Origin of the sequence: Burkholderia sp. Ap-955, assembly GCF_011753045.1 — a bacterium.
Classification (GTDB): domain Bacteria; phylum Pseudomonadota; class Gammaproteobacteria; order Burkholderiales; family Burkholderiaceae; genus Burkholderia; species Burkholderia lata_D.
In genome coordinates this window covers 1-12,677 of record NZ_VWWH01000038.1, presented here as the reverse complement: position 1 = coordinate 12,677, position 12,677 = coordinate 1, and the positions used below count along the sequence as shown (strand labels likewise).

The following is a 12,677-nucleotide window of genomic DNA, read 5'->3' as shown; positions in this document are numbered from 1 at the left end:
CCGTCGTGGGTCGGCGAGATCAGCGTGAAGCGGGCGTAGGGCGGCGGATCGCAATCGCGCGGCCCGCATGCGGCTCGTGCGGCGCGCGCGCATGTTCGGCGTGAATCGCGTCGAGATGCCGGCGGATCGCGGCCGGGAACGGCGCGGAGCGTTTCGCGCGCATGTCGACGTGGGTCAGCAGTTGCTCGCCGGTCGCGAGTTGCGCGCCCGTCGTCGCATGGTGCATCGAATGGAACACGTGCAGCCGCCGGTCGTCCATGTCGAGCAGCCGCACCGTGAGCCTGAGCGGTTCGCCGAGCATCGCTTCGCGCAGGTGGCGGATATGCGTTTCCGCCGAGTAAATCGAGCAGCCGGCCTCGCGATAGTCGTCGTCGATGCCGAAGTAGCGGAAGAACGCATCGCTGCTGTCGCCGAACACGAGCAGATAGCACGATTCGCTCATGTGGCCGTTGTAATCGACCCACTCGGGCTGCACGGTGCAGCGATGCAGGACGAGGGGCGTCGCGATCGGTGCGGCGGGGTCGTACGGACGCGCCTTCTGTCCTTCGTAGGCCGAGCGCAGGCGCGGCTCGGCGGCGGGGCTGAGGTGGGTCGTCATCCAGTGCACTCCAGGGTTCGGAACGGGCCCGCACGTCGTCCGCGGGGCTGCCGGTCGATGTTATGACGGGTTGAACGTTTTTTCAATAAAGATATCACCGATGCGTGTAAACACCGGTGCGGATTCCTCTCCCAATCAATTGAACATTCATTCAACGAAACCTATACTCGCCAGCGCCGCGATGCCGAAGCGAAGCAGGGCGGGCGGCGCATCTGCATGTCACGTACAACGAACAATCGATCCGCCTCGTGCGGAAACCGGAGACACCGAAAAATGAAGAAGCGCTTCCTGCTGGCCGGCATGATGTCGGTGATGGTCCACGGCTACGCACACGCCCAGAGCAGCGTATCGCTGTACGGGATCATCGACGGCGGCATCACCTACGTGAACAATACGGGCGGCGCGCATGCGTACCTGTTCGACGACGGCGTGTCGTACGGCAACCGCGTCGGCCTGATGGGCACGGAGGATCTCGGCGGCGGCAACAAGGCCGTGTTCAAGCTCGAGAACGGGTTCCGGCTCGGCACCGGCAAGCTGAACCAGGGCGGCGCGATGTTCGGGCGGCAGGCGTACGTGGGGCTTGGCAACGACTGGGGCACGCTGACGTTCGGCAACCAGTACGACTTTGCGTTCGATTTCACTGCGAACTACAACGTCAGCGCGTTCGGCAGCGGCTACGGCGTGCACCTGGGCGACTTCGACCGTCAGAGCGGCGACCGGCTGCAGAACGCGGTGAAGTTCGTCAGCAACAGTTTCCACGGGCTCGTGGTCGGTGGCATGTATTCGTTCAGCAACGATGCGGGCAGCTTCCACGACGGCAGTGCGTGGAGCCTGGGCGCGAGCTACACGCACGGCGATTTCTCGGCAGGCGGCAACTATACGCGGCTCAACGCGCCGCGCCGGCTCGCGGCGCTCGATCCGTATGCGCAGATGGGCGTGAGTACGATGCTCGGACAGACGGTCGCGACCGTCGATCCGGCGACGGGCGCGGTCACGGACCTGCACGACTCGACGCCGTTCTCGATCGACTCGCAGTCGATCTTCGGGATCGGCGCGTCGTACACGCTCGGCAAGCTGACGCTCAACGCGGATTTCAGCAACACGACGTTCAAGGGCTACGGGCAATCGTCGACGATGCGCGTGTACGAGGCGGGCGGCCTGTACCAGGCGAGCCCGGCGCTGTCGCTCGTCGCGGGCTACCAGTACACGACGTTCGAAGGCCATCACTGGCACGAAGTCGCGCTCGGAACGCATTACGCGCTGTCCAAGCGCACGGACGTCTATGCGGCCGTCGACTGGATGCGCGCATCGAACGGCGTCGATGCGGTGATCGGCTACAGCTTCACGCCGTCGACGAGCCGCACGCAAGCCGCCGCGCGCATCGGCATGCGGCACAACTTCTGATCGTTCCCCCGGCCCGGGCCGGGCAGAGCCGGCCCCGTCGGCCCGGCTCGGGCCTGCGTCGAAGGGTGTCGTCGCCGCGCTGCGCGACGCGGCCGGCGACGATTGCGTGAGCACGGACGGCACGCTCGGCGAGCGTCATTGAACGAACTGCGGCGAAGACCCGCGCACGCTTGCCGCCGGCCCGCTCGGGCGATACCTGAGCGGGCCGGCGGGTGTCAGGCGTCGAGCCTGACCAGCGCATCAACGGCCACCGCGCCGCGTTCCATCACCAGCAGCGGATTGACGTCGAGTTCGACCAGCGTGTCGGCGTGTGCCTGCGCGAAGCGTGCGATCGCCATCACGTTTGCCACCACCGTATCGAGATCGGCCTTCGGACGTCCGCGATAGCCGGTCAGCAGCGGGCCGAGCTTCAGCCCGAGCAGGGCGTCGCGCACATCGCTTTCACGCACCGGCAGCAGGAGTGTCGCGGTGTCGCGGATCAGCTCGACCAGCACGCCGCCGGTGCCGAGCACGAGCGCAAGACCGAAATTCGGCTCGCGCTTCACGCCGACGATCAGTTCGAGCAGCGGCGCGTCGGCCATCTTTTCGACGAGGATGCGCTCGACGCGCACGTCCGGCGCGTAACGCGCGACCTGTTCGGTCATCCGCTCGACGGCGGCGGCGACGGCTTCGGGCGACGCGAGCTTCAGCGCGACCGCGCCGGCCTCGGTCTTGTGCGGCAGGCGATCGCTGACCACTTTCACGCAGACCGGAAACCCGAGCCGCTGCGCGGCGAACGGTGCATCGGCGGGCGCGACGCATTCGGCGGACGGCACGTCGAGCCCGTGCGCGGCCAGCATCCGCTTGCTCGCCCATTCGTCGTGCAGCGTCGTGGCGCCGTGACTGGCGCCGCCGTTGCCGGCCCGCAGTACCGGCAGCGCGTTCAGCGCATCGGCGTCGAGCACGCGGCGGCGCGTCTCGCCGTAAGTCATCGCCGCGCCGATTGCGTCGATCCCGTCGGCGAGCCCCTGCAGCGGCGCGATGCCGGCCGCGGCCATGCGTGCTGCGTGATCGGGCGGCGTGAGGTCCGGAAACACCGAGATCACCGCGCCGACCACGCCGTGCTGGCGCGCGGACGCGGCGAACGCTTGCGCCGCGATGTCGCACAGCGGCCGTTCGCCGGTCGCTTCCTGCGGATAGTCGAGAATCATCGCGGCCGCGCCGGGGCGGTCGGCCAGCAACGCGTCGCAGCACGCGCGCATCTTGTCCGGATCGCCCCACGGCGTCGTCGTGAAATCGAGCGGGTTCGCGATCGTCGCGTACTCGGGCAGCACGTTGCCGAGCGCGTCGCGCCCGGCATCGCCGACCGGCGGGAATGCGATGCCGCGCGCCTCGCCGAGATCCGCGACGAGCCCTGCATCGCCGCCGGACGTCGCGAGCGCGGCGAGCGTGCGGCGCTCGGGCACACCGGCGATCGCGAACAGCTTCAGCGTTTCGACGAGGCCGACCGGGTCCTTCACGCGGATCACGCCGAGCCGCCGGAACAGTGCGTCGTACAGCGCGTCCGAGCCCGCAAGCGAACTCGTGTGGCTGATCGCGAGCTGCGCGCCGAGCGCCGAAGTCCCGCTCTTCAGTGCGACGATCGGCACGCCGCGCGCGAGCGCGCGGGCGGCGGCCTCGCTGAACGCGCGCACGTCCTTCAATCCTTCGAGATGCACGCCGATCGCGCGGATGCGCGGATCGTCGACGAATGCATCGACGAGGCGCGCGATGTCGACCGACGCCTGGTTGCCGACGCTCGCCAGGTACGCGAACGGCACCGAGCGTGCGCTCATCGACAGGTTGTACGCGAGGTTGCCGCTTTGCGTGATCACCGCGACGCCCGACTCGACGCGCGGCGCGCCGTGCGCGACCGGCCACAGCGCGCTGCCGTTCAGGCCGTTGATCAACCCGTAGCAGTTGGGCCCGAGCACGGCCATGTCGCCGGCGGCGTCGACGAGCGCCTGCTGTAATCCGGCGCCGCCGGCGCCCGTTTCGGAGAAACCCGACGCGTACACGATCGCGCCGCCGGCGCCGCGTTCGGCGAGCGCGCGCACGACGTCGATCGCCTGCCGCGCGGGGACCGCGACGAACACGGCATCGGGCGCGGCGGGCAGGTCGGCGACGCTTGCATGGCAGTGCACGCCGTCGATCTCGGCATGGTTCGGATTGACGAGCCAGATGTCGCCGGCATAGCCGTAGTGGCGACAGCGCTGCACGGCGCCCGCGATGCCGCGCCCGCCGACGAACGCGATGCTGGCCGGCTCGAGCAGCCGGCGCAGGTTGGCCGCGGCGGCGGCACGGCGATCCCTGACTTCAGGGGAAGAGGTCATGATGGTCCTTTCGGAACGCGCGCCGGCTTGCGCGCCGGCGCGACGTTTCGCGTCAGCTGTAGCGTCGGAGGATTTCCTTGGACAGGATGTGGCGCTGGATCTCGGACGTGCCTTCCCAGATACGCTCGATGCGCGCATCGCGCCAGAAGCGCTCGATCGGCAGTTCGTCCATCAACCCCATGCCGCCGTAGATCTGCACCGCGTGATCGGTTACGCGGCCGAGCGTCTCGGTGGCCAGCAGTTTCGCGAGCGCGGCGTCGCCGTCGGTCATCGTGCCCTGGTCGAGCTTCTGCGCGGTGTAGAGCGTGACGAGTTCCGCCGCGCGGATCTCGGTCTGCATGTCGGCGAGCTTGAACGACGTGCCCTGGAAATCGCCGATGCGCTTGCCGAACTGATGGCGCGTCGCGGCCCATTCGGCGGCCATCTCGAACGCGCGCTGCGCGCGGCCGATGTTGTTCGCGGCGACCATCACGCGGCCGGCGGTGAGCCAGTCGTTCGCGAGCTCGAAGCCGCGATGCTCTTCGCCGAGGATCTGCGCGGCGCTCACGCGGCAGTCGGACAGGAAGATCTCCGACTGGTGGTAGCCGCGCAGGCTCGTGCAGTGCGGGCCGCGCCGCACGGTCATGCCCGGCGTGTCCTTGTCGATCAGGAAGCAGGTCACGCGCTTGCGCTTCTGGCCGCGCACTTCCTCCTCGCCGGTGACGGCGAACAGGATCACGAAGTCGGCCGTATCCGCGTGGCTGATGAAGTGCTTGCTGCCGTTGATCACGTAGTCGTCGCCGTCGCGCACCGCGCGCGTGCGGATGCCCATCGCGTCGGAGCCGGCGCCCGGTTCGGTCAGCGCGAAGCAGTCGACGCGCTCGCCGCGCACGGCCGGCTTCAGGTAGCGCTCGATCTGGTCGCCCTTGCATGCCATCAGGATCTTGCTGGGCCGCGCGACGAACACATGCAGCGCCCAGCTCGTGCGGCCGAGCTCGCGCTCGACCAGCGCCTGCGTCACGTAGTCGAGGCCCGGGCCGCCGGCGCTCTCGGGCATGTTGAACGCGTAGAAGCCAAGCTCGAGCGACTTGCGGCGGATCGAATCGGCGAGTTCGGCCGGCACGTCGTCGGCGCGATCGACTGCGAATTCATGAGGCTGCAGTTCCTTCTCGACGAACTGACGCAGCGACGTCACCAGCATGTCCTGCTCTTGGGTCAGCGAAAAATCCATCAATCATCTCCCGACAAAATGGGGTGCGCGGCCTTCGACCGACGCGCGAAGCGCTTCCTGGCCGTCCTCGCTGTGACCGCAAGCGACGCCGGCCGCCAACTCGCCGCGCAGTTGCTCGGCAAGGGTATGCGTGAGCGACTGCGCAAGCAGTGCCTTGGTATGGCCGAACGCGACGCTCGGCCCCTGAGCGAGCCGCGCGGCGAACGCGGCGACATGCTCCGCGAACGCATCGGCGTCGACGACTTCGGACACGAGCCCGGCCGCGAGCGCATCCTGCGCATTCCAGCGTTCATTGAGGAAGATGAAGCGGCGCACGACGTCGGGGCGCGCGAGGCGCGGCAGGAACCAGCTTCCGCCCATGTCGGGGCTGTAGCCCATGCCCGTATACCCGCAGCGCAGCGTCGCGGCCGTGCTCGCGATGCGGAAGTCGCACGCGAAGCCGATGTCGGTGCCCGCGCCGACCGTCGAACCATTCAACGCGGCGATCGTGGGGCGCGGAAACGCGGCGAGCGCCTGCACGAAACGGTGCGCGCGTTCGGTCCACCCGTAGGTGTCGAGTTCGCCATTGCGCTCGGCCTCGGCCCACTCGTCGACGTCCGCGCCCGCGCAGAATGCGCTGCCGGTGCCGGTCAGCACGACGCAGCGCACCGCCGGATCGTTCGCGAGCGCGTCGAGCGTCTCGCGAAGAAAGTCGAGATGCGGCCGCGCGAGCGAATTGCGCTTCGCCGGGCGGTTCAGTCGAAGGGTCACGACGCCGTCGTGCCGTTCGATTCGGATGTCCTCGATGCTCATGCTGATCACTGTCTCCTGGTTGTTGTGTGTCGGGGTGTGTCAGAGCCGGCAAGGGTCGCCGCTACTTGCGGACCGCATTTCGGCATAGTATAAGTTCTGTTAAATGAACGTTCAACCCAATTGTGAGTCGACCAGGAGACACACGATGAGCGTGGTGATGGAGACGTCGGCAGGTGTGGAGGAAGGAAGGGTCGGGGCGCATGTGGCACGCACCGCATCGGCGGGGCGCATCGCGAGCGGCGCAGGCCTGCAGATCGATCGCGTGTCGAAGCGCTACGGCAGTGTGCATGCGTTGCGGGAAACTTCGATCGAGATTCCACGCGGCGAATTCCTGACGATCCTCGGGCCGTCGGGTTCCGGCAAGACGACGCTGCTGACGATCGTCGCGGGCTTCGAGCATCCGACCACCGGCGACCTGTGCGTGGGCGGCCGCAGCATCGTCGCGTTGCCGCCGGAGAAGCGCAACTTCGGGATGGTGTTCCAGGGCTATGCGCTGTTTCCGCACATGACGGTCGAACAGAACGTCGCGTATCCGCTGATGGTGCGCAAGCAGAAGGGGCCCGACGCGGTGAAGCGCGTGAAGGCCGCGCTCGATCTCGTGCGGCTCGGCCATCTCGCGGATCGCCTGCCGCGCCAGTTGTCGGGTGGCCAGCAGCAACGCGTCGCGATCGCGCGCGCGCTGGTGTTCGATCCCGATCTCGTGCTGCTCGACGAACCGCTTGGCGCGCTCGACCGCAAGCTGCGCGGCGAGGTGCAGGTCGAACTGAAGGCGCTGCACGAACGGCTCGGGGCAACGTTTCTGTTCGTCACGCACGACCAGGAGGAAGCGCTGTCGATGTCGGACCGGATCGCGATCATGCGCGACGGTCGGCTCGAGCAGATCGGCACGCCGGACGGGCTGTACGAACAGCCGGCGAACCGCTTCGTCGCGGATTTCCTCGGCAAGAGCAACTTCATCGAAGGCGTGGCACTCGGCGGCGATGCGGCCACCACGCACTATCGCGTCGGCGATACGCGGTTCGTCGCGCCCGCGTGCGGCGCGCGCGCCGACGACACGCTGCTGTTCGCGCTGCGCCCCGAGAAGGTCGCCGTGTCGGCGACGTCGTGCGGCGGCGCGCACAACGAAGTGGCCGGCCGCATCCGTCATTGGAGCTATTTCGGTTCGTCGTACCGCTTCGAGATCGAGACGTCGGCGCTCGGCTGCATGACGGCGGACGTGCCCGCGTGGCGAGGGCTCGCGTCGCCGCACACCGGCATGGACGTGTTCGTGCAGTGGGAGCGCGACGCGACCTGCCGGATCGCGGCCGACTGACGCGGCGAACGCTGTATCCCGCGCGACGCGGCGCCTGCCGTCGTCGCCGGCCGATTCCCCGTGCCCGACAACGACGAGATGCGTGCGGGCGCTGCCCAGCCTGGAGGAGACACCATGACGAACCGCCATCTGCAGGACCTGCTCGACCAAGCACGCGAGCTGCAACCCGTGACCTCGCAGCGCCGCCGCGATTTCCTGCGGCTGTGCGCGGCGGCCGGCATCGCACCGACGCTGCTGTCGCTCGGCGCGAAGGACGCGCTGGCGTCGAACCCGAAGGAAATCGTGCTCAGCGCATGGGGCGGCGAAGCGCGTTCGGCGTTCCGCTCCGCGTACATGGACCCGTTCACGAAGGCGAGCGGGATCAGGATGGGCTACGACTCGTCGCCGGAGGACGGCAAGATCAAGGCGATGGTCGAGAACAGGAACGTGATCTGGGACGTGATGGATCTCGACGGCTTCGCGGCGATCAAGCTCGGCAAGCAGGGCTTCCTGCGGCCGATCGATTATTCGGTCGTTGGCCGCAACACACTGCCTGGGCTCGCGTCGGATTTCGGCGTGCCGTCGTACCTGCTGAGCTACGTGCTCGTCTACGACGCGCGCAAGTTCGGCGCGAATCCGCCGAAGAACTGGGCCGATTTCTGGAACGTCGGCAAGTTTCCGGGCAAGCGCGGGCTGTGGAAGTGGATGGGCGGCGCGCTCGAAGCCGCGCTGATGGCCGACGGCGTCGACAAGGACAAGGTCTACCCGATCGACGTGCCGCGCGCGCTGAAGAAACTCAAGGAGCTGCGCTCGAACGTGCTGCTGTGGGATTCGGGCGCGGACAGCCTGCAGCTGCTGCGCAACGGCGAAGTCAGCATGGCGTGCATCTGGCATACGCGCGCGAACGTGATCCAGCGCGAGAGCAACGGCCGGTTCCGCTATACGTGGGAGCAGGGGCTCGCGTCGTGCGACGTGTGGGGCGTGCCGAAGAACAACCCGTCGGGCGATGCCGTCTGGCAGTTCATCAAGTTCGTGCAGGGTGTGGAGCCGCAGGTGCGCCTGCTGTCGCTGCTCGGCAACGGGCCGGTGACGCCGGCCGCGACCGCCGCGGTGCCGCAGGCGCTGCGCGCCGACAATCCCGGCACGCCCGAGAACTGGGCGAAGCAGTGCAAGGTGAATCCCGAATGGTGGGCGCAGCATTACGAAGCGACGCTCGCGCAGTACACCGACCTGATGTCGTCCTGATCCGCCGCCTCGTGAGCGTGACGCCATGACTCCCCTGTCTACTCCCGCCGCGGGCGCCGTCCCGCTCGGCCGCGCGAAGGCCGACCGCTACTGGCTGCTCGTCGTGCCGCTGCTCGCGGTGCTGATCGTGCTGTACGTGGTTCCGCTCGTGCGCGTGCTGTGGCTCGGCTTCACGGTGCCGGAGCCCGGCCTGCAGAACTACGCGCGGCTGCTCGACAACCACGGCGTGCGCCGCGTGCTATGGACGACGCTGCGCGTGTGCGCGGTCACAACGGTCTTTTCGGTCGCGCTCGGCTACGCGATCGCCTATGCGATGGCGCACGTCGGCCCGCGTCAGCGGATGGCGCTGATGTTCGGGTTGCTCGTGCCGTTCTGGGCGTCGGTGCTGGTGCGCGCGTTCTCGTGGCTGTTCCTGCTCGGCGAGCAGGGGCTCGTCAACACGCTGCTGATGCGCGTCGGGCTGATCGACGCGCCGCTGCCGCTGATGCGCAACGAGATCGGCGTCGTGATCGGGATGATCCACTTCATGATTCCGTATGCGGTGCTGCCGCTGTACGCGAACATGAAGGGCATCGACCCGCAGCTCGCGCGTGCGTCGCAGGGGCTCGGCGCGGGCGCGTTCGTCACGTTCCGCAAGGTGTATTTCCCGCAGACGCGGCCGGGCATCGTCGGCGCGGCGATCCTCGTGTTCATCTTCTCGCTCGGTTTCTACGTGACGCCGGTGATTCTCGGCGGCGGCCGCACGGTGATGATCGCCGAATACATCAGCACGCAGATCCTGCAGCTCGTGAACTGGGGCAGCGGGGCGGCGCTCGCGTCGCTGCTGCTGGCGTCGATCCTGGCTGCGCTCGCGCTGCTCGCGCGTTTCGTCGACCTGCGCGAGCTGTTCGGCGCGCGCTGATTCGAACGGAGGACGAACCGATGAAGAACCGCATGACCGCAGGGCGCGCGCTGGTGGTCGGTGTCGCGTGGGCCGCGATCCTGTTCCTGATGCTGCCGCTGCTCGTATCGGTGCCCGTCTCGCTGACCCCGAGCGACTACCTGTCGATGCCGGACGGCACGCTGTCGTTGCGGCACTACGGCGTGCTGCTCGACGACGACGGCTGGGTGTCGAGCTTTCTCCAGAGCGGGTTGATCGCACTGGCGTCGTCGGCGATCTCGGTCACGCTCGGCACACTGTGCGCGATCGGGCTGTGGAAGGTCGCGTCGCGGCGCGGAGAGTTCGTGCGCGGCGTGATCCTGTTTCCGCTGATCGTGCCGCCGATCGTGTCGGCGCTCGCGTTCTATCGGCTGTGGGGCGAGCTCGGGATGCTCGACAGCCTGCCGGCCGTGATCCTGTCGCACGTCGTGCTGTCGGTGCCTTACGTGGTGGTGGCCGTATCTGCGTCGCTCGCGACGGTCGGCTTGCGGATCGAGCAGGCGTCGCGCAGCCTCGGCGCGAACCTCGCGCAAACGCTGCGCTACGTGATCCTGCCGTCGGTCCGGCCGGGCGTGCTGTCGGCGGCGGTGTTCGCATTCATCCTGTCGTGGGACGAGCTGGTCGTCACGCTGTTTATCTCGAGCCGGAGCGTGTACACGCTGCCGCGCCGCATGTGGGACGGGATGCGCGAGAACGTCGACCCGGCGATCGCGTCGGTGTCCACGCTGCTGCTCGTCGCGACCTGCGTCGCGATCGGCCTGTCGCTGCTGCGCAAGCGCGCGGCCGGGGCCGTGTGAGTTCAACCCTTCAACGTTACGTTGCGGAGAAAAATCGCATCATGAAAGTCCTGATCGTCCACGCCCATCCCGAGGCGCAGTCGTTCACCACGTCGATGCTGCACCGCGCGGTGAGTACGCTCGAAGCGCAGGGGCACACCGTGACGGTGTCCGACCTGTACGCGATGCAGTGGAATCCGGTCGCGAGCGCGGCGGATTTCGGCGTGCGCAAGAACCCCGACTATCTCGTCTACGCGCTGGAGCAGCGCGAGAACGTCGCCGCGCACGCGATCGCGCCGGACATCGCCGCCGAACTCGACAAGCTGGCCGCATGCGACCTGCTGATCCTGAGCTTCCCGCTGTTCTGGTGCTCGGTACCGGCGATCATGAAGGGCTGGATCGACCGCGTGCTCGTGTCGGGCAAGGTGTACGGCGGCGTGCGCTTCTACGATCGCGGCGGGATGCGCGGCAAGCGCGCGCTGCTCGCCTATACGTGCGGCGGCCGCGACTACATGTTCGGCGCGGACGGCGTGCATGGCGAAATGGACCTGATGCTGCGCCACGTGCTGCGCGGCACGCTCGGCTATGCGGGCTTCGACGTGCTGCCGTCGTTCGTCGGCTATCACGTGCCGTATATCGGCGATGCCGAGCGCGCGGCCGTGCTCGACCGCTACGACGACCATCTCGCGCAGCTCGATCGGCTCGAACCGATGGCGTTTCCGACGCTCGACGACTTCGACGGCGACATGCGGCCGCGCGAGCGCGCGCCGCAGGAAGCCGCGCTGGACTGATCGCGACACCCGGCCACGATGCCGATACGCCTCTCAACCATCCGACCGCATCCGAGTTCGAACGATGACCCTGACGTCGAGCGACGTGCTGCTGTTCCTGACCGGCCTGCTGACGCTGTTCTGTCCGCCGGTTGCGATCCCGATGTACGCGGCCGTTACCGGGCATTTTCCCGACGTGACGCAGCGACAGATCGCATTCAGGCTGTTCGCGTGGATCGCGGTGCTGATGGTCGGCGCGGTATGGGGCGGGCAGTTCCTGCTGCGCATGCTCGGCCTCACGCTCGGCGCGTTGACGCTGACGGGCGGCCTCGTGCTGTGCCTGTGGTCGATTCCGATGATGCGCGGCACGGCAAACGACGAACGCAGCGGCGGCGACACGCGGCTCGAGTACGCACAATGGCGCAACTACATTGCCGTGCCGCTGATCTTCCCGCTGTCGATCGGCAGCGCGGTGATGTCGCTCGTGATCACGACGGCGACGCGCTTTCATACGCCGTCCGACCTGCTCGCGCTGAGCGCGGCCTGCGTGCTGCATGCGGGCGTGATCGGGCTCACGTATGCGTGCTCGGCGTCGTGGTGCCGGCGGCTCGGCGAGATCGGCCGGACGCTCGTCGAGCGGCTGTCGGGCATCGTGCTGACCGCGATCGCGTTCCAGATGCTCGCGCAAGGCGTACGCGAACTGCTGCCGGGGCTCGCGCACTGACGGCTTCGCCGCTTGGCGAACGATCCAGAAACCTGTCCTGAACGATGGAGGCGAAATGAAAACAGTTGGCATGTATCTCGTCGACCTGCTCGCCGCATACGGCGTCGACACGGTGTTCGGCATTCCCGGCGTGCACACGATCGAGCTGTACCGCGGGCTGGCCGGCAGCACGCTGCGTCACGTGAGTGCGCGCCACGAGCAGGGCCTCGGTTTCATGGCGGACGGCTATGCGCGCGCGACCGGCAAGCCCGGCGTGTGCTTCGTGATCACCGGCCCCGGGATGACGAACATCGCGACGTCGATGGCGCAGGCGTTTGCGGATTCGATTCCGATGCTGGTGATCTCGAGCGTCAACGCGTCCGGCGATATCGGCTCGGGCAACGGCCATCTGCACGAGCTGCCGGACCAGCACGCGTTCGCCGGGAACGTTGCCGCGTTCAGCTATACGGTGCCGCGCGCCGATGCACTGCCGCAGGCGATCGCGCGCGCGTTCGCGGTGTTCTCGGGCGGCCGGCCGCGCCCGGTGCACCTCCAGATCCCGCTCGACGTGCTCGCGGCGCCGGCCGACACGTTGCCGCCCGTGCCGGCGGCGCCGCC

At 68.1% G+C, this 12,677-nt stretch carries 12 protein-coding genes; 8 read left to right on the top strand and 4 right to left on the bottom strand.

Annotated elements, in window-relative coordinates; translation table 11 throughout:
* Nucleotides 1–19 precede the first annotated feature (19 nt).
* Nucleotides 20–598: a thioesterase family protein gene (locus tag F3J15_RS20395; RefSeq protein ID WP_089486074.1), complete on the bottom strand. Its 579-nt coding sequence runs from the start codon at nucleotides 596–598 to the stop codon at nucleotides 20–22.
* Between the two features lie 273 nt (nucleotides 599–871).
* Here F3J15_RS20395 and F3J15_RS20390 point away from each other — a divergent pair, with 273 nt between their 5' ends.
* Nucleotides 872–2,002, top strand: coding sequence for a porin (locus tag F3J15_RS20390; RefSeq protein ID WP_166893647.1), 1,131 nt, complete (start codon nucleotides 872–874; stop codon nucleotides 2,000–2,002).
* A 215-nt stretch (nucleotides 2,003–2,217) separates the two neighbouring features.
* Here F3J15_RS20390 and F3J15_RS20385 read toward each other — a convergent pair whose 3' ends face one another.
* From F3J15_RS20385 to F3J15_RS20375, 3 genes are read right to left on the bottom strand one after another with little or no spacing between them, the layout of a single operon-like run.
* On the bottom strand, nucleotides 2,218–4,353 hold the full coding sequence (locus F3J15_RS20385) for an acetate--CoA ligase family protein (RefSeq protein WP_166893645.1): 2,136 nt from the start codon (nucleotides 4,351–4,353) through the stop codon (nucleotides 2,218–2,220).
* Nucleotides 4,354–4,405: 52 nt separating this feature from the next.
* Nucleotides 4,406–5,563, bottom strand: coding sequence for an acyl-CoA dehydrogenase family protein (locus F3J15_RS20380; protein ID WP_089427807.1), 1,158 nt, complete (start codon nucleotides 5,561–5,563; stop codon nucleotides 4,406–4,408).
* A gap of 3 nt (nucleotides 5,564–5,566) precedes the next feature.
* A complete protein-coding gene (locus F3J15_RS20375) occupies nucleotides 5,567–6,355 on the bottom strand; it encodes an enoyl-CoA hydratase-related protein (protein WP_166893643.1) in 789 nt (262 codons plus the stop codon).
* 145 nt (nucleotides 6,356–6,500) lie between these two features.
* Here F3J15_RS20375 and F3J15_RS20370 point away from each other — a divergent pair, with 145 nt between their 5' ends.
* The 7 genes from F3J15_RS20370 to F3J15_RS20340 form a co-directional block, all read left to right on the top strand.
* Nucleotides 6,501–7,667 carry an ABC transporter ATP-binding protein gene (locus F3J15_RS20370; RefSeq protein ID WP_166893641.1) on the top strand — a complete coding sequence of 389 codons (1,167 nt, stop codon included), beginning with the start codon at nucleotides 6,501–6,503 and terminating at the stop codon, nucleotides 7,665–7,667.
* A gap of 114 nt (nucleotides 7,668–7,781) precedes the next feature.
* A complete protein-coding gene (locus F3J15_RS20365) occupies nucleotides 7,782–8,891 on the top strand; it encodes an ABC transporter substrate-binding protein (protein ID WP_166893639.1) in 1,110 nt (369 codons plus the stop codon).
* 25 nt (nucleotides 8,892–8,916) lie between these two features.
* Nucleotides 8,917–9,792, top strand: coding sequence for an ABC transporter permease (locus F3J15_RS20360; protein ID WP_166893637.1), 876 nt, complete (start codon nucleotides 8,917–8,919; stop codon nucleotides 9,790–9,792).
* A 20-nt stretch (nucleotides 9,793–9,812) separates the two neighbouring features.
* On the top strand, nucleotides 9,813–10,607 hold the full coding sequence (locus tag F3J15_RS20355) for an ABC transporter permease (RefSeq protein WP_166893635.1): 795 nt from the start codon (nucleotides 9,813–9,815) through the stop codon (nucleotides 10,605–10,607).
* A gap of 41 nt (nucleotides 10,608–10,648) precedes the next feature.
* Complete coding sequence (locus tag F3J15_RS20350; RefSeq protein WP_166893633.1) at nucleotides 10,649–11,377, top strand: NAD(P)H-dependent oxidoreductase; 729 nt, start codon at nucleotides 10,649–10,651, stop codon at nucleotides 11,375–11,377.
* 64 nt (nucleotides 11,378–11,441) lie between these two features.
* The gene (locus F3J15_RS20345; RefSeq protein WP_166893631.1) at nucleotides 11,442–12,080 is read left to right on the top strand and encodes a MarC family protein; all 639 of its coding nucleotides are present in this window, start codon (nucleotides 11,442–11,444) and stop codon (nucleotides 12,078–12,080) included.
* Between the two features lie 55 nt (nucleotides 12,081–12,135).
* Nucleotides 12,136–12,677, top strand: a 542-nt coding sequence (locus F3J15_RS20340; protein ID WP_275691232.1) for a thiamine pyrophosphate-binding protein, incomplete at its 3' end; no start/stop codon positions are given.